We start from the raw sequence: 17,296 nt of genomic DNA, 5'->3' as shown, positions 1-17,296 counted from the left end.
TCTTCTGGAAAAAGCAACTCGCTTCGCTCAGACATCTTTTTCCGGCAGAAAAGAGCCACCACACCTCGGGCCGATCAGGCCTGTGAGATATATTTGGCTAGCTGGTCTCTACTGGGTTCTTATCGGTCCACCGGGGGCGATTGGCTCTTAGCACCCTTACTTCCTGCATCCAGCTTACTCCGTCAATTATTTCCCCGGTTTTGTGATCGAGTGGCGGATACGGCAGTTTGCGGTCGTCGCAATAGCGTTTCACGACTGGCTGGCACCAGCAGAACAGCAGTCGGTTGTATTCTTCATCGGGTATGCGCCGGGTGTCGAAGAGGCCGGCTTCTTTGCGTTGTCTTTGGGCTTCGGAGAGGATAATGGCGCAGGCTGCGGATACGTTGAGAGATTCCACCATGCCCATCATGGGGATGACGATGTGTTCGTCGGCCTGCTTCGCTGCTTCTGCGCTGACACCGTCCACTTCGTTGCCCATGATAATGGTACAGGGCACGGTGAAATCTGCGCAGCGGTAGTCGATAGCGCGGCCTGACAGCTGCGCGGCGTAGATTTTGTGGCCCTGCCCTTTCAAACTCGCTATGGCTTCGTCCATGGTGCGATGGGTGCGGGGTGTTACCCACTTGAAGCTGCCACCGGCGGTTTTCCGGAAGGCCCGGAAACCTTCTTTGGGCCACACTACGTGCATATTGGCCAACCCGAAGGCGTCGCAGGATCGCAATATGGCGGAGAGGTTCCTGGGCTTGTGAACCTGGTCGGTCAGGACACTCAGATCAGGCTGACGGGTGTTTAAAACCTGTTTGATGCGGGCAAGGCGTTCGGGTGTCATCGCTTTCTACTGCTTTATGTGAAACGGTCGTTACGCCGAAGTACGACGAAGCGATTGGCGCAGGGGTGTCCAAAAACGTGGAGCGCCAAGGATGGCGCGACCGAGCCCTACAGGGAAGTATTTACGGGCGCTTTTTGGAGAGCCCTGCGCCAATCACTTCAGACTCCGAAACTTAAACGCCGAAAATAATACCACAGCAAAACTGGCAGATTACCGAGACAACGCTGGTTGCAGAATGATCACCCCGTTATAATGCGCAGTTCTCCTTTTCAGTGCGCCCAGTCCGGACAGTTCAAAGGTCCAGGCGCCAAATACATCCAGTTGTGTTGAGACCCATGGCCAAAAAGCTGTACATAAAGACCCACGGTTGCCAGATGAACGAATACGATTCATCCCGCATGGCCGACCTGCTTAAAACCGGCGAATCGGTTGAAATGACGGAATCGCCGGATGACGCCGACATTTTGCTGCTGAACACCTGCTCTATCCGTGAAAAAGCACAGGAGAAGGTTTTCCATCAGCTGGGTCGCTGGAAAAAACTCAAGGCCAACAAACCGGAACTGATAATCGGCGTTGGCGGCTGTGTCGCCAGCCAGGAAGGCCAGGCGATTCTTGATCGGGCGCCTTATGTCGATATGGTGTTCGGCCCACAAACCCTGCATCGCCTGCCGGATATGATTACGGAAGTGCGCATGAAAGGTAACGGCGTGGGCGTAGTGGACGTCAGCTTTCCGGAAATCGAGAAGTTCGACAATCTTCCGGACCCCGGCGCCGATGGCCCCTCTGCGTTCGTATCCATCATGGAAGGCTGTAGCAAGTACTGCACTTTCTGCGTGGTGCCCTACACCCGTGGTGAGGAGGTCAGCCGGCCGGCAGACGATGTAATCGCCGAAGTCGCTCACCTGGCCAGCCAGGGCGTGCGGGAAGTGAACCTGCTCGGCCAGAACGTTAACGCCTACCGCGGCGAGACCCATGATGGCGACGTGATGGACCTGGCAGAGCTGATTACTCTGATCGCGACCATCAATGGCATAGATCGTATTCGCTACACCACTTCGCATCCCGTCGAATTTACCGATGCCCTGATTGAGGCATATGAACAAGTGCCCGAACTGGTCAGTCATCTGCACCTGCCAGTACAAAGCGGCTCGGATCGCATTCTGGCTGCCATGAAGCGAGGCCACACAGCGTTGGAGTACAAATCCAAGCTTCGTCGCCTGCGCAAGATTCGTCCGGACATCAGTTTTTCATCAGATTTTATTATCGGTTTCCCCGGTGAAACGGAGAAAGACTTTGAAGACACCATGAAGCTGATCAACGATATCGGCTTCGATATGTCCTTCAGCTTCGTTTACAGCGCCCGCCCGGGCACGCCGGCATCTGATCTGCCGGATGAAACGCCGATGGAAGTGAAGAAGCAGCGCCTGAAAATTCTGCAGGATCGCATCAATCAGACGGTGATGGATATCAGCCGCAAGATGGTGGGTTCGACCCAGCGCATTCTGGTAACCGGGTTGTCGAAGAAAGATCCGGGGGAATATTCAGGGCGCACCGAGAACAACCGGATTGTGAATTTCCGGCATGAGAATCCGGGGATTATCGGGCACTTTATCGACGTTGAGATTGTTGAGGCTTACGCTAACTCTTTGCGCGGTTTGCCTGTGGGTTCGGAGTTGTATTAGGCCTCGGCTCCTATGCTCTTGAGTTTTGGAGTATGAGAGTGGTGGTGGCTTCCTCCCAAAAAACGCTACGAGCACATCCATGTGGGCTTGACTGCGGCCATCCTTGGCCGCAGACATTTTTGGGAGGAAGCCACCACCACTCTCGGCAAAGTTCAGTGCGGCATGCAGAAGACTTTCCAGTACAGTTGACCTGATCTCAGGTTTAAATCGCCGAACCATCTAATTGCTACCGATTACTTGTTTTAAAGTTTTCGGCCAACACATAGTTCAAACAGGGGCGGAGCGGGAACCCCCTTCCAAAAACGTGGAGGGCCAAGGATGGCCCGACCGAGCCCTACATGGACGTATTCACGGGCGCTTTTTGGAAGGGGGTTCCCGCTCTGCACCGAGAGCATCAAAGCCAGCTATGCGCACTCCCAAAAAGTAAAAGGGAGTAAAACGGAGAAAACTTGAACACCAACGATTCCAGACAATTTGATTTACACCCGGCAGACCAGCGCAGGCTAACAACCCTTTGCGGCCAGTTTGATGAAAATTTGAAACACATCGAACGGCGCCTGCAAGTGTCCATCAGCAGAAGAGGCCACCACTTCCGGGTGGAAGGCGAGACCGAACACGTTGCCGCTGCAGTGGAAGTGATTCGGCACCTGTATCGGGAAACTGAAGCCACGGATCATATTTCACCGGATACCGTACACCTTTACATCCGGGAAACCGGGTTTGAACGGCTGCCAGAAGACATCCCGTTTGACGGCGCTGTAACCATCATCAAAACCCCCAAGCTCACCGCCAAGCCTCGTGGCGCGAATCAGCAGAAATACGTGCACAGCATTCGCTCCCATGATATCAACTTTGGTATTGGCCCCGCCGGTACGGGTAAAACCTGGCTAGCCGTAGCCTGTGCGGTGGAAGCTCTGAAAGACGAGCAGGTAAAGCGGATTCTGCTGGTGCGCCCGGCGGTTGAGGCAGGTGAGAAACTCGGCTTTCTGCCCGGGGATCTCGCACAGAAGGTGGACCCGTATCTGCGGCCACTGTACGACGCACTTTACGAAATGCTCGGGTTTGAGCACGTCACACGGCTGATAGAAAAAAGTGTGATCGAGATTGCGCCGCTGGCATTTATGCGTGGCCGCACTCTGAATAACTCTTTTATTATTCTGGATGAAAGCCAGAACACCACCCGCGAGCAGATGAAAATGTTTCTGACGCGGATTGGCTTTGGTTCCACTGCCGTGATTACCGGCGATACCACTCAGGTAGACCTGCCGCGCGGCCAGAATTCCGGGCTGATTCATGCAGCGGGTGTGCTCAACAACGTCACCGGCATTGGCTTTACCCGTTTTGAAGCCAAAGACGTTGTAAGGCACCCTCTGGTTCAGCGGATTGTGGAGGCCTATGACTCGCTTGATGACGGGAGCGACCGTAAACAGTGAATGAACTGACGGTTGATCTGCAGAACGTGTTTGAGGGGCCAGGCGTCCCCGCAGAATCCCTGTTTCAGGCCTGGGCCCAAGCGGCTTGGCTGGGGCAGAATCCATCAGAGGTGACAATACGTATTGTCGGAGCCGACGAGAGCCAGGCCCTGAATCATCAATACCGCGGCAAGGATAAACCAACGAATGTGTTGTCCTTTCCATTTGAAGCCCCAGCCGGTATAACGGTGCCATTGGCCGGGGATCTCGTTATTTGTGCCCCGGTCGTTGAAGATGAAGCCAGAGAGCAACTCAAAGAGTTGTCTACACACTGGGCACACATGGTGGTGCACGGTATGTTGCATCTTCAGGGCTACGATCATATTGACGACGAAGACGCAGAGGCCATGGAGGCCCTGGAAATCCGGTTGCTGGCACAGTTTGGGTTCGGCAATCCCTACGCAGCAGAGGAAACGGTAAAAGACTCATGAGCGACGATCAGTCGAGTCGCAGTCAGGGCTCCAACAAGTCCTGGCTGGAGCGTATATCACATGCCTTCTCCAGCGGGCCAGAATCTGTCGAAGACGTGCTGGAAATATTACGGAGCGCCGAATCACAGGCCATCATCGATGTCGATGCCATGAGCATCATCGAAGGCGCGATGCAGGTGGTGGATATGCGGGTGGATGAGATCATGATCCCCCGCTCCCAGATGGTCACCGTTCGAGCTTCTCAGGATCCGAAAGAGTTTCTGGATGAAGTCATTTCGTCTGCCCACAGCCGGTTTCCGGTGATTGGCGACAGTCAGGATGATGTCATCGGCGTTCTTCTCGCCAAAGACCTTCTGCCACTGGCTCTCAATGACGACATGGACTGGTCTCATGTACGCGAGATCCTGCGCCCGCCCACATTTGTTCCCGAGAGCAAGCGCCTGAACCAGTTGCTCAAGCAATTCAAGGAAAACCGCAATCACATGGCAATCGTCGTGGATGAATACGGTGGCACGGCTGGCCTTGTAACCATTGAAGACGTACTGGAACAGATCGTCGGGGAAATCGAGGATGAGCACGACTTCGACGAAGAAACCCATATCAAGGCCCGGGGCGATGGCTCATACGCGGTAAAAGCAGTGACGCCGGTCGATGACTTCAACGAATTCTTTGATACGGGGCTGGATGAAGAGGAATTCGACACCATTGGTGGCGTTGTGCTCAAGGAATTCGGACACCTGCCCAGACGTGGCGAAACGGTTGAATTTGGCGGGCTGCGCTTTACCATTGCCAATGCAGATAACCGTGTCATCCGTCTGTTACAGGTAACCCGTAGTGAGCCGTGACGATTCACCCCCCCTGATTGCAATTGCCCATTCTTTGTTCTCCAATCGCTGGTCACGTGCGGCAACTCTTGTGGTTGCCGGCGCTCTGCAAACCCTGACCTTCTCGCCCTTCCACCTCTGGTGGTTGGGGCCTGTTTCCATGCTGCTCATTCTGCTGCTCACCCTTCCTCTGCCGGCAAAAAAACTCTTCTTCGCTGGTTTGCTGGCAGGCCTCGGCCTGTTTGGTTCAGGCGCAAGCTGGGTTTACATCAGCATCAGTGAGTTTGGCAATACACCGATCCCTGTTGCGGTATTACTCACCGTTGCCTTTGTCGCTGTGCTTGCGCTGTTCCCGGCTCTCGCATTCTGGTTCTGGGGCAAGCTGGCGAAAAACAGCGCGGTACGGCGGCTCATTCTCTTCCCGGCCATCTGGATTCTTGGGGACTGGCTCCGCGGGTGGCTGCTTACCGGTTTCCCCTGGCTGTATCTGGGCACAGCCCACACCGATGGCCCATTGGCGGGGCTGGCGCCGATGGTTGGCGTTCATGGCATCACGTTCTGGATTGCGGCCAGCAGCGCAGCGATCTTTGCAACCGGCTGGCTCATCTCCCGGCAGCGCCATACCAGCGCCGGTATTGTGGCGGTTGTAGCACTCACCCCCTGGCTCGCAGCTCCTGCACTTAATCGCGTTGACTGGACAGACATCAGCACAGAGCCCACTTCGGTGGCCGCCATGCAGGGTAATATTCCGCAGCAGATCAAGTGGGACCCGGAGTTTCTGAAGGATCAGATCGTAACCTACCTGGGCATGACGGAATCCTACTGGGATACTGACCTGATTCTATGGCCCGAGACGGCTATTCCCATTCCCCAGGATCAGGCGGGGAAAATTATTGATCACATCAAGGAAAACCTCGGCGAAGAGAGCACGTTGATTACGGGTATTCCCTGGTACGGTTTCAGCGAGCGAGCCGGCGGTTTTACCTATCACAACAGTATTACAGCCATTGGCAACGGCGAGGGGATCTACCACAAGCAGAAGCTGGTACCTTTTGGAGAGTATGTTCCGCTTGAGGGCATTTTGCGCGGGCTGATCGGCTTTTTTGACCTGCCCATGTCGAGCTTTACCCGGGGCCCGGAAAATCAGGCGCCTTTAATCGCAAATGGCACAAAGGTGATGCCGTTCATCTGCTACGAGGTGGCTTATCCGGACTTTCTTGCCCGCAATGCGGTGAATTCGGATTTGCTGCTGACGATCAGTAACGACGGCTGGTTCGGCGATTCGGTGGGGCCGTTGCAGCATTTGCAGATTGCTCGTATGCGGGCGCTGGAAACCGGGCGCTATATGATTCGCGGCACGAACAATGGTGTGACGGCGATTATTGATCACAAGGGCCAGATTACATCGCGTATTCCGCAGTTTGAGCGGGCAGTGCTGACGGGTGAAGTGTTCACGGCGAGTGGTAATACGCCTTATATGATGACGGCTTCGTGGCCGGTTCTGACGTTGGCGTTGATTCTGATTGTGTTTGTCCGTGAGCGGGTTATTCCTAAAACCTGAACTGACCGCAAGCCTCTTGGACTTGGTGCACACGGCTGAGGGTGAAGGGGCTAGTCAAAACACGCCGCAAGTACGTCCCTGTAAGCTCGGCTCCGCCATCCATGGCTCCGCACGGTTTTGCCTAGCCCCTCCACCCTCAGCCGCCTCGACATCTTGCGCGCCGGCTAAACGAACTCAACTTTCTTTTCGCGGCCAACGGCTGGTCACACGCTTGTAATATCGCGAACCGCAGGCATCACAGGGTTCCAGATGGCTGGTGGAGGTGAGGCACAGCATGTGCTCGCAATTCAGGCACTGGAACATGCCGGCCGTCGCAACCTCACCGGCGATGTACTGCCCGGCGCCGTGGCTTTCAAGTTTTTGCCGCAGCGACAGAGTGTCGACCAGGGTTTGGTCCGCCACCGACAGCAGGCGCTCAGTAAGACTGTTTTCCAGCAGTGATATATCAAGCTGAAGCCACTCCGCCAGGCCTTCGCCGGTTTCGTCCACGAAGTGCATGAGGTGTTCCAGATCCCTCTGCAGGTAGGTTCCGAGGAGGCTGATTTCGTCCTTGGTCATTTCCTCCAGTTCCTGCTCTACCTCTATTGCCTTATTAACCTCTTCTTCCAGGGTTTCCAGCGTGGTTTCCTGCACTGAGTGCAAGCGATTCTGCACTTGCTCAAGCATGCGGTCATAGGCTTCAAGCGCCTGACCTGAGAGGTGACTTCTTTCCGGGGCCTTCATCGCATCTTCCTTTTTTGAATGCCATAACTCCATTGTGGGCCATCACCCGCAGCCCGACAAGCATGTGGCTGGACCGGCTCCCGGGATCGTGCGGAGCCATGGATGGCGGAGCCGAGCTTACAGGGACGTACTTGCGGCGTATCCCGGGAGCCGGTCCGGCCACATGCGACTGCGCAGAAGCGTCAGGCCGCTCTTTGACGGACTACCTGTTACGCCTTGTGTGCGCTAGAATGTCCGGCCGCTCCGCACATCATTTTTATACAGGGTAACTTTGGTAATGGCAGGTATGGACGAGCACTACAATCCCCGTGACGTTGAACACACTGCGCGCACCTTCTGGGACGAAAACAAGACCTTTGAAGTCAGGGAAGATCCGGACAAACCGAAATACTACTGCCTGTCCATGTTCCCCTACCCCAGTGGCAAACTGCACATGGGGCACGTGAGGAACTACACCATCGGAGACGTGATCTCCCGCTATCAGCGCATGCAGGGCAAGAACGTTATGCAGCCAATGGGCTGGGATGCGTTTGGCCTGCCCGCGGAGAACGCCGCCATTGCCAACAAGACTGCCCCGGCAAAGTGGACATACGCCAATATCGAATACATGAAAAACCAGCTCAAACAGCTGGGTTTTGGCTACGACTGGAGCCGCGAGCTGGCAACCTGCAAGCCGGATTACTACCGTTGGGAACAGTGGTTCTTTGCACGCCTTTACGAAAAAGGCCTGGTGTACAAGAAAATGGCCACCGTGAACTGGGATCCTGTCGATCAGACCGTTCTTGCCAACGAGCAAGTTGTCGATGGTCGTGGCTGGCGCTCCGGCGCTCTGGTTGAGCAGAAAAAAATCCCCCAATGGTTCATTCGCATTACCGATTACGCCGAAGAACTGCTGAACGATATGGACGATCTGGATGGCTGGCCGGAACAGGTCAAGACCATGCAGCGGAACTGGATCGGTAAATCCGTGGGTACCGAGCTGACCTTCCCTCTGAAGAACCGCGAAGACGGCCTCACAGTTTATACCACCCGTCCGGACACACTGATGGGCGTGAGCTATATGGCGGTGGCTGCAGAGCATCCGCTGGCTAAAGCAGCCGCTGAGCGCCATGCAGACGTAGCTGCGTTTGTGGAGGAATGCCGTAACAGCAAGGTGGCTGAAGCGGACATGGCCACCATGGAAAAGAAAGGGGTTGATACCGGATTCAAGGCCATCAACCCGCTGACGCAGGAAGAAATCCCGGTCTGGATCGCCAATTTTGTACTCACAGATTACGGAACCGGCGCCCTGATGGCGGTGCCAGGCCATGATGACCGCGACCACGAATTTGCACTCAAGTATCGCTTGCCAATCAAACAGGTTATTGCGACCACTGATAGCCGTGAAATCGACGTACAGGAACAGGCTTTTACGGGGAAAGGTGTTTTGGTCTCTTCCGGCAAATACACTGGCCTGACCAGCGATGAAGCCTTTGATGCCATTGCCGACCATTTGGAAAAGACCGGCATTGGCAAGCGCACGATTAACTATCGGCTGCGTGACTGGGGTGTGTCACGCCAGCGATACTGGGGTGCGCCCATTCCCATGATGACCATGGAAGACGGTACCCAGCGTCCGGTACCGGATGACCAGCTACCGGTTCGCCTACCGGAAAATGTTGAGATGGATGGCGTACAGTCTCCTCTCAAGGCCGACCCTGAGTGGGCGAAAACCTCCTTCAACGGCCAGCCTGCAACACTGGAAACCGACACCTTCGACACCTTCATGGAGTCGTCCTGGTATTACGCCCGGTTCTGCAGCCCGAATTACGACAAGGGCATGCTGGACCCGGCGGCAGCAAACTACTGGCTACCGGTAGATCAGTATATCGGTGGCATTGAGCATGCGATCCTGCACCTTCTTTACGCGCGCTTTTTCCATAAGCTCCTGCGTGACGTCGGGCTGGTAAACAGCTCCGAGCCTTTCAAACAGCTTCTGACTCAGGGCATGGTGCTGGCAGATACCTACTACCGCGAAGATGAAAAAGGCGGCAAGGTCTGGATTGCTCCAGCGGATGTTATCGTCGAGCGGGACGAAAAAGGCCACGCAATTGGCGCGGTTCACAAAGAAGACGAACGGCCCGTTATCGCCGGTGGCGTAACCAAGATGTCCAAATCGAAGAACAACGGTATCGACCCGCAATCGATCATTGACGCTCACGGCGCAGACACAGTGCGTCTGTTCATGATGTTCGCAGCCCCACCGGAGCAATCCCTGGAATGGTCAGACAGCGCTGTCGAAGGCGCTCACCGTTTTCTTAAGCGCCTGTGGCGCCTGGTGAATGAGCAGGTCGCAGGCGGAGCCGCACCGATGCTGGACGCGAGCTCTCTGAGTGATGCACAGAAAGGGCTCAGGCGTAAAACTCACGAAACCATCACCAAGGTGAGCGACGATATCAGCCGCCGCCTGACGTTTAACACAGCCATTGCTGCGGTGATGGAGCTGCTGAACGATGTCAGCCGACAGACCGACGAAGAGCCTCAGACCCGAGCTGCCCGCCAGGAAGCACTCGAAGCCGCCGTCGTAATGCTGGCTCCTATTGTGCCGCACATCTGCCACACTCTATGGGAAGCTCTTGGCCACGAAGGTCCCGTTGTCGACGCGCCCTGGCCGGTAGCCGATGAGTCCGCCATGGTCCGTAGCGAGATCCAGGTAGTGCTGCAGGTTAACGGTAAAGTGCGCGCCAAAGCAGACGTCCCAGCGGACATCAGCAAAGCCGACCTGGAAGCGCTGGCTATGGGAAATGAGAACGTTATGCGCTTTACCGAAGGCGCTACCGTTCGTAAGGTGATTGTTGTGCCTGGCAAACTGGTTAATGTGGTGGCTAACTGATATGCAACTGCGTGCTCTACACGAAAACAAAGCCCTGCTGATTCTGGTCAGCGTGATGGCAACCAGCTTGGGTGCCTGTGGTTTTCAGTTGCGGGGTGCGCCGCCGGTTTCTTCCGCCTTGGAGCCTCTGGAGCTCGACTGTCAGGCCCCTGTACCCACGCCACTTTGTCTGTCGGTTCGCGAGCAGCTCAAGCTTGGAGGTGTGCAGCTTGTTTCGGGCGAGGAAGCAAAGTATCACCTCAGAATCCGGAACTTTGAACAGGATCGTCGAGCCTCTGCAATTACGGTTCAGGCCGCCGCTGCTGAATATACACTCAGGAACTCAGTCAACCTCGAACTGATCAGTGCCGACGGGGTTCCGGTTATTGCCAGCACGCGCCTCACCACCTCAGAAAGCTACAGGTACGACGAGACCAACGTGCTCGCCAAACAGCGGGAGGAAGATAACGTGCAACAGCAGCTACGCGACCGGCTGGCGCAACAGATCATCTTCCGTCTGGCGCCCATCACACCGGAACGATTGCAGGAAATTCGCGACAGCCAGCAGAAGGCCACTACCGCGACCGACACGCAACCTGCCAAACCATGAAGACAAACCCGGGCCAACTGCCACAGCTGCTGCGCAAGGGCCTTGCGCCGGTCTACCTCGTCTCCGGAGATGAACCACTATTGGTTCAGGAATGCTGCGACCAGATTCGCAGCGCTGCCAGAGAAGCGGGCTTCCATGATCGCCTGACCTTCCATGCTGACCAGCAGCTCGACTGGAATATGGTGGGTGATGAGTTTAATGCCATGTCCCTGTTTTCTGAACGGCGCCGCATTGAGATCCGCCTGCCTACAGGAAAACTGGGGGATGGTCGGGCGGTTCTGGAGCGGATCCTGACCCAACCTCCCGAAGATATTATTGTTCTGCTGATCAGCACCCGCCTGGACGCCGCCGAAACCCGGCGTAAATGGTACAAGGAATTGCAGTCCAAGGGCGTCCACGTGCCGGTGTGGCCCGTGGACGCCGACAAGTTTCAGGGCTGGTTGCAGCAGCGGGCGGGGAACCGTGGCCTGACCCTGACGCGCGGAGCGCTAGCCATGCTGGCAGAACGGCTGGAGGGCAACCTTCTCGCTGCCAGCCAGGAGCTCGACCGGCTCACGCTATTGGCCAACGGTAACACTATTGATGAAGAAACCGTTGAGCAGGCGGTCCAGGACAGCTCACGCTTCAACGGTTTCGAACTGGTCACTGAACTGCTTAGCGGTCGGGCACCCCATGCCGGAAAGATGATTGGGGTACTGCAACAGGAAGGGGAAAACCCACTTGGCCTTCTGGCTGTATTGAGCCGAGATCTCAATCTGCTACTTGAACTGAAGACAGCGGGGAATAGAACCGAGAACCCCTCCGCATTTTTTAAAAAACGGGGCGTCTTTCAACCTCAGCGAGCCCGTGCACTGGAGCAGGCAGCGCGGCGACTGACCCCGACCCATTTGCGCGAAGCAGTGAAACTCTGCAGCCAGATCGACCGCGCAGCGAAAGGCTTTGACGAGCTCTCTCCCTGGCACTACCTGCGGGATATGTCAGCGCTTCTGGCGGTCAGATCCTGACATGGATCAAGTGCACCTGATATAGAATCTTTCGTGCCTGACTGTCACTTGACAGTTTTTCGGTACCAAGCGCATGGTTAGGGTATCGCTAACTCAAGGAGGTGCATGGTTATGGGCATTCAAGAAGAACTCAAAACTCTCTCGGATAAAATCAAACAGTATCGCGATGAAGCGCGTGTTCAACTTCATTTGGCTCGTCAGGATGTAAAAGATGAGTTCGATGAGCTTGAGCACGAGTGGGATAAATTCAGAACCCGTTTTGACCAAGTAATGGATGATGCAACCGAGGCATCCCAGGAAGCGCGCCAGACTGCAAAGAAAATTGGCGAAGAACTGAAAACAGGCTACAAAAATATTCGCAACAAAATGAAGTGAAAACGTTAAACCGCTAACAGAACGCTACAAATATTTACCATGAGGACTCTTGTAGCGAGAGCCCTCATGCCGACAGAGAAATCTCCCGCCATAAAAGAGTTGCTGACATTCAGGGTAACGAGAACTCGTATATCACCGACCCAACACGTGTAGAGCGCCTTTAGCACAAAAAAGGCAGACTAAAGAGCCTGCCTTTTTTACCTTCCGGGAGGAATCAGAATTCGTCAGCGGTATGCGCCATCATGGAGTCACTTCCGCTGCGAATGCCTTCTGCAAGCGAAACGGTTTTCGGTAACAGGCGATCGTAGTAGAAGCGTGCGGTTTTCAGCTTGCCGCTATAAAAGCCAGACGTATCATCTCCAGCCTTTGGTGCTGCTGCCTTGACAATACGTGCCCACATGTAACCCAACGCAGTGAGACCAAACAGGTCCAGGTAGTCTACGGAGGCAGCACCAACGGCATCGGGGTTGTCCGAAGCCTGCTTGATCACATGCTCAGTAACGTCTGACAACCGCTCAAATGCTGCTGCAAGTGGTTCCAGAAAAGGACGAAGGCTCTCTTCAGCGCTGTTTTCCTCGATGAAGTTTGCTACGTCTTCAGCAAACAGCTCATACAGCTTACCTTGGCTGCCCACGATCTTGCGACCCATCAGGTCCAGCGCCTGGATGCCGTTGGTGCCTTCGTAAATCTGGGTGATACGGCAGTCGCGAACCAGCTGTTCCTGGCCCCATTCACGGATAAACCCGTGGCCACCAAGCACCTGCTGGCCCATGATGCAGGCGTCCAGGCCCCGATCGGTCAGAAATGCTTTCGCCACTGGCGTCAGCAGTGCAACCATGCCTTCTGCGTGCTTGCGGCGATCCTCTTCCGCGGCATCCGCATATTTAGAGATATCCAGCCACTGAGCCACATAGGTTGAGAAGGCGCGACCACCTTCAACATAACCTTTCATGGTCAGCAGCATGCGACGCACATCCGGGTGGACCAGAATCGGGTCTGCGGCTTTTTCAGGCTGCTGGGCACCCGTAGGCGCACGACTCTGAATTCGCTCCATGGCGTATTCCCGGGCACTCTGCAAGGAAGCTTCTGCTGCGCCGATACCCTGGATACCCACACCCAGACGCTCGTAGTTCATCATGGTGAACATGGCGTTCAGGCCTTTGTTCTCTTCGCCCACAAGCCAGCCTTTGGCCGCGTCAAAGTTCATCACGCAGGTGGCAGAGCCTTTGATGCCCATCTTTTTCTCGATGGAGCCGCAGCTCAAACTGTTGCGCTCACCCAGGGAGCCGTCATCATTCACCATGAACTTGGGAACCAGCAGCAGGGAGATACCTTTGGGGCCTTTAGGCGCGCCCGGCAGCTTGGCCAGCACCAGGTGAATAATGTTCTCCGCCATATCGTGCTCGCCCCAAGTGATAAAAATCTTTGTGCCAGTCACGTTGAACGAGCCGTCGCCGTTGGGTTCGGCTTTCGTGCGGATAATACCCAGGTCGGTTCCCGCGTGAGGCTCTGTCAGATCCATAGCCCCGGTCCAGACACCTGAGTACATGTTAGGGAGGTACTTTTCTTTCAATTCCTGGCTGCCATGTGCGTCTACAGCCAGACAGGCACCAGCGGTCAGCATGGGTGCAAGGCCAAAGGCCATATTGGCGCCCTGCATCATTTCCTCAAACTGGGCTACCAGAGTTTTGGGCATACCCATGCCTCCGAAATCCTGGTTGCCACCAAGGCCATTCCAGCCGCCCTCGACGATCGTCTGATAAGCCTCTTTAAAACCATCCGGCGTGGTCACTTCGCCCTGGCTCCACTTGCAGCCCTGTTCGTCCGCTTCACGGTTCAGAGGGGCCAGCACGCCACTGGTAATTTTACCGGCTTCTTCAAGAATCGCATCGGCGGTGTCGGGATCTACATTCTCCGCTACTTTGGGCAGAGACGCCCACAAAGCCGGCGCATCAAATACTTCGTTCAGTATAAAGCGCATGTCACGCAGGGGTGCCTGATAATCAGCCATCAATTCTCTCCAATTTCAAAAACAGTCCAATTTCAAAACAGTCCAAGCTCCAAGCTTGTCTGTGCAGGCAGCTTACGAATGCACAACCAGCCCACCTACTCACGCCGTGTGTCGTGGTTTGTATTATTTTATTGTCGAATATTCTACCGCAAAACCAATCGTAACTCATGAAAAAAGCCCGGCTCCTGAGGGAGCGCGGGCCTTTCATACCGGTTAACCTTGAACGGTCTCTGCAATCAGATTGCGAAGGCTTCCTCCGGCATATCAAGCAGGGTGTCAGCACCCGCCAGCATAGTTACAGCGTGGGTCTTGGTACGCGGCAACATGCGAGCGAAGTAGAAGCGTGCAGTCTGCAACTTGGCGTTGTAGAACAACTCTTCACCGGTGCCTTGGGCCAGCTTGTCCTGAGCAATTTTGGCCATACGGGCCCAGAGGTATGCGAATACCGCATAGCCGGAGTACATCAGGTAATCCACAGATGCAGCACCGACTTCTTCACGGTTTTTCATGGCGGTCATACCCACTTTCATGGTCAGATCGCCCCACTCCTTGTTGATGGCACTCAGCGGCTCGATAAATTGCTTCATCTGCTCGTTATCGGCGTTCTCTTTGCAGAATTGGTGCACCTGTCTGGTAAAGCCCTTGAGGGACTCACCCTGAGTCATCAGTACCTTGCGGCCCAGCAAGTCCAACGCCTGGATACCGGTCGTACCCTCGTAGATCATGCCAATACGGGCATCACGTACGTTTTGCTCCATGCCCCACTCGGAAATGTAACCGTGGCCACCAAATACCTGCATACCCAGGTTGGCTGCTTCGTAACCGATCTCGGTCAGGAACGCCTTGGCAATCGGGGTCAGGAAACCCAGCAGCTCGTCGGCTTCTTTGCGCTCTTCCTCTGACTTGCCACGCTCAACAAGATCCGCCTTCTGCGCAGTCAGATAGATCAGTGCACGGGCACCTTCCGCAACGGCTTTCTGAGTCAGCAGCATACGGCGAACATCCGGGTGCACAATAATCGGATCGGCATAACCTTCCGGATTCTTGGCGCCGCTCAGTGAACGCATGGCCAGACGGTCTTTGGCGTAGGCCAGTGATCCCTGGAAGCCCAGTTCTGCTGCACCCAGGCCCTGAATGGCGGTGCCAATACGAGCAACGTTCATGAAGGTGAACATGCAGTTCAGGCCTTTGTTCTCCGGCCCAATCAACCAGCCTTTGGCGCCGTCGAAGTTCATTACGCAGGTAGCGTTACCGTGGATACCCATTTTGTGCTCCAGCGAGCCACAGGATACCGCGTTACGCTCGCCGGCGGAGCCATCTTGGGCAGGCACACACTTGGGCACGATAAACAGGGAAATGCCTTTGGTGCCTGCAGGCGCGCCCGGCAGACGTGCCAGTACAATGTGAACGATGTTATCGGTCATGTCGTGCTCACCGGCCGAGATAAAGATCTTGGTGCCGGTAATGCTGTAGGAGCCGTCGCTATTGGGCTCTGCCTTTGTGCGCAGGGTGCCCAGATCCGAGCCACAATGAGCTTCGGTCAGGCACATGGTGCCAGTCCATTCGCCACTGATCATTTTTGTGAGGTAAGTCTGCTTCTGCTCTTCCGTACCATGCGCTTCAATAGTGTTGATTGCGCCGTGGCTCAGGCCGGGGTACATGCCCCAGGACCAGTTAGCAGTGCCGTTCAGCTCGCTCATCACGATGCCAAGCGAATCCGGCAGACCCTGACCACCATAGTTGGGGTCAGCCGCCAGTGAAGGCCAACCGCCTTCAACAAACTTGTCGTAAGCTTCCTTGAAGCCTGTCGGTGTTTTTACACCGTCTTCGCTCCAGAGGCAGCCTTCCCTGTCGCCAACCGCGTTCAACGGGGACAGTACCTGTTCAGCAAACTTCGCACCTTCCTGGATAATAGCATCAAGCATATCCGGAGTTGCGTCTTCAGCGCCTTCCAGATTGGCGTAGTGGGCCTCGCTGTCGAGCAGCTCGTTCATTACGAATTTGATATCACGCAGGGGCGCTTTGTACTCAGGCATGTAAACCACCTCGGTTTTCGGTCTTGGCTGAAAAAGTAATAACAGCTTGTGGCCTTGGGTTTGCTCAGACGCTGCAGCTTTGTGTGATGCAGTATTAATTAAACACTTGTTTGAAACATACGTTTAGAGACACAGAATTGTCAATAGGCGAGTAAACAATTTATGTAGAGATTGGTGACCGGCACACGTTTCACGGGGGCGGTCGAAACCCGTGAAACAGGCATATGGGACTTGCCTGCGCGCGCAGTGCAAAGGTTTCGGATCTTCAGGGAGTGTTAACGACATTCGCCCGATTAATCAGCAGGCTGACAGACACTAAGGTCAGGCCGAAACCTGTAAAAACCCAACCTAGGACGAGGTTGCGCCTGGCCCGAAGCCAGCAATATTCTGGTAGGTAGTTCTGGCCTGCTGTCCGGTTCTGGAAGTGTCTTCAGAGGCGCCTCACCTTTCGCATTTCCAGTACTACGCGATTCGCTAACAGAAGGGGTTACAGAGTTGGAGGGCAAATCAGACGGAGCGTTAGCAGGAAAACGTCCCGAAGGGGTTCCGGTGGCGTAGAGAGACAAATAGGAGAGAGGTGAAAGCGGGCTCACTTAGTCAAAAGTCAAAACTCAGACCATAATGTCCAAAAGGGTACCAAGGGTTTCATCAGCAGCTTTCACCACCTGTGCAGATGCTTCCACGCTACGCTCGTATAGTTTCAGATCGATTATGGGCTCAATCAGACTGCTACCACTCTCGGCACTGCCTTGAGGGCCGTCAACGCCTGCGCGGGCGATTTTACGGGCGGCATTTTCCATGCCGTACATGCCGTCCTGAATACCTTGAATGCCAATTGCGAGCGTATTATTGATCATGACTGCAGCTTCCTCTGACCATCAAATAGC

At 55.1% G+C, this 17,296-nt stretch carries 14 protein-coding genes; 9 read left to right on the top strand and 5 right to left on the bottom strand.

The genetic code is table 11. The annotated features are described in order from the left end of the window. Positions 1–97 precede the first annotated feature (97 nt). The gene (gene trmH / locus ACN0V1_RS05180) at positions 98–829 is read right to left on the bottom strand and encodes a tRNA (guanosine(18)-2'-O)-methyltransferase TrmH (RefSeq protein WP_417543968.1); all 732 of its coding nucleotides are present in this window, start codon (positions 827–829) and stop codon (positions 98–100) included. A 335-nt stretch (positions 830–1,164) separates the two neighbouring features. On the opposite strand from trmH, the gene miaB reads away from it, so the two are divergent. From miaB to lnt, 5 genes are all read left to right on the top strand, one after another. Next, on the top strand, positions 1,165–2,511 hold the full coding sequence (gene miaB, locus ACN0V1_RS05175; protein WP_417543967.1) for a tRNA (N6-isopentenyl adenosine(37)-C2)-methylthiotransferase MiaB: 1,347 nt from the start codon (positions 1,165–1,167) through the stop codon (positions 2,509–2,511). A gap of 449 nt (positions 2,512–2,960) precedes the next feature. After that, positions 2,961–3,944 (top strand): PhoH family protein, encoded by a 984-nt coding sequence (locus tag ACN0V1_RS05170; RefSeq protein ID WP_417543966.1) that lies wholly within the window; start codon positions 2,961–2,963, stop codon positions 3,942–3,944. Beyond that, on the top strand, positions 3,941–4,414 hold the full coding sequence (ybeY, locus tag ACN0V1_RS05165) for an rRNA maturation RNase YbeY (RefSeq protein WP_417543965.1): 474 nt from the start codon (positions 3,941–3,943) through the stop codon (positions 4,412–4,414). Before ACN0V1_RS05170 ends, ybeY begins: the two co-directional genes overlap by 4 nt. Next, positions 4,411–5,259: an HlyC/CorC family transporter gene (locus ACN0V1_RS05160; protein ID WP_417543964.1), complete on the top strand. Its 849-nt coding sequence runs from the start codon at positions 4,411–4,413 to the stop codon at positions 5,257–5,259. The genes ybeY and ACN0V1_RS05160 overlap by 4 nt, the downstream gene beginning before the upstream one ends. Then, entirely contained in the window at positions 5,249–6,799 is a 1,551-nt protein-coding gene (gene lnt / locus ACN0V1_RS05155; protein WP_417543963.1) for an apolipoprotein N-acyltransferase, read from the top strand. Before ACN0V1_RS05160 ends, lnt begins: the two co-directional genes overlap by 11 nt. Before the next feature lie 174 nt (positions 6,800–6,973). On the opposite strand, the gene ACN0V1_RS05150 is transcribed toward lnt, so the two are convergent. After that, entirely contained in the window at positions 6,974–7,522 is a 549-nt protein-coding gene (locus ACN0V1_RS05150) for a zinc ribbon-containing protein (RefSeq protein ID WP_417543962.1), read from the bottom strand. A gap of 286 nt (positions 7,523–7,808) precedes the next feature. Between ACN0V1_RS05150 and leuS the strand changes: the two genes are divergently transcribed. The 4 genes from leuS to ACN0V1_RS05130 all read left to right on the top strand — a co-directional run bounded on the left by leuS (position 7,809) and on the right by ACN0V1_RS05130 (position 12,362). After that, the gene (leuS, locus tag ACN0V1_RS05145) at positions 7,809–10,394 is read left to right on the top strand and encodes a leucine--tRNA ligase (protein ID WP_417544053.1); all 2,586 of its coding nucleotides are present in this window, start codon (positions 7,809–7,811) and stop codon (positions 10,392–10,394) included. 1 nt (position 10,395) lies between these two features. Further along, positions 10,396–10,983 carry an LPS assembly lipoprotein LptE gene (gene lptE, locus ACN0V1_RS05140; RefSeq protein ID WP_417543961.1) on the top strand — a complete coding sequence of 196 codons (588 nt, stop codon included), beginning with the start codon at positions 10,396–10,398 and terminating at the stop codon, positions 10,981–10,983. Next, positions 10,980–11,987 (top strand): DNA polymerase III subunit delta, encoded by a 1,008-nt coding sequence (gene holA / locus ACN0V1_RS05135; protein WP_417543960.1) that lies wholly within the window; start codon positions 10,980–10,982, stop codon positions 11,985–11,987. Before lptE ends, holA begins: the two co-directional genes overlap by 4 nt. 111 nt (positions 11,988–12,098) lie before the next feature. Next, positions 12,099–12,362, top strand: coding sequence for a hypothetical protein (locus tag ACN0V1_RS05130; protein ID WP_417543959.1), 264 nt, complete (start codon positions 12,099–12,101; stop codon positions 12,360–12,362). A 214-nt stretch (positions 12,363–12,576) separates the two neighbouring features. On the opposite strand, the gene ACN0V1_RS05125 is transcribed toward ACN0V1_RS05130, so the two are convergent. From ACN0V1_RS05125 to ACN0V1_RS05115, 3 genes are all read right to left on the bottom strand, one after another. Beyond that, on the bottom strand, positions 12,577–14,373 hold the full coding sequence (locus ACN0V1_RS05125; RefSeq protein ID WP_417543958.1) for an acyl-CoA dehydrogenase C-terminal domain-containing protein: 1,797 nt from the start codon (positions 14,371–14,373) through the stop codon (positions 12,577–12,579). Positions 14,374–14,609: 236 nt separating this feature from the next. Further along, complete coding sequence (locus tag ACN0V1_RS05120; RefSeq protein ID WP_417543957.1) at positions 14,610–16,409, bottom strand: acyl-CoA dehydrogenase C-terminal domain-containing protein; 1,800 nt, start codon at positions 16,407–16,409, stop codon at positions 14,610–14,612. A gap of 611 nt (positions 16,410–17,020) precedes the next feature. Next, positions 17,021–17,266 (bottom strand): flagellar biosynthesis protein FlgE, encoded by a 246-nt coding sequence (locus ACN0V1_RS05115; protein WP_417543956.1) that lies wholly within the window; start codon positions 17,264–17,266, stop codon positions 17,021–17,023. Positions 17,267–17,296 lie beyond the last annotated feature (30 nt).

Source organism: Marinobacter sp. (assembly GCF_048266785.1).
Lineage (GTDB): Bacteria > Pseudomonadota > Gammaproteobacteria > Pseudomonadales > Oleiphilaceae > Marinobacter.
Note: the sequence above shows the minus strand (reverse complement) of the source record. Positions and strands in the feature narration are given on the sequence as shown.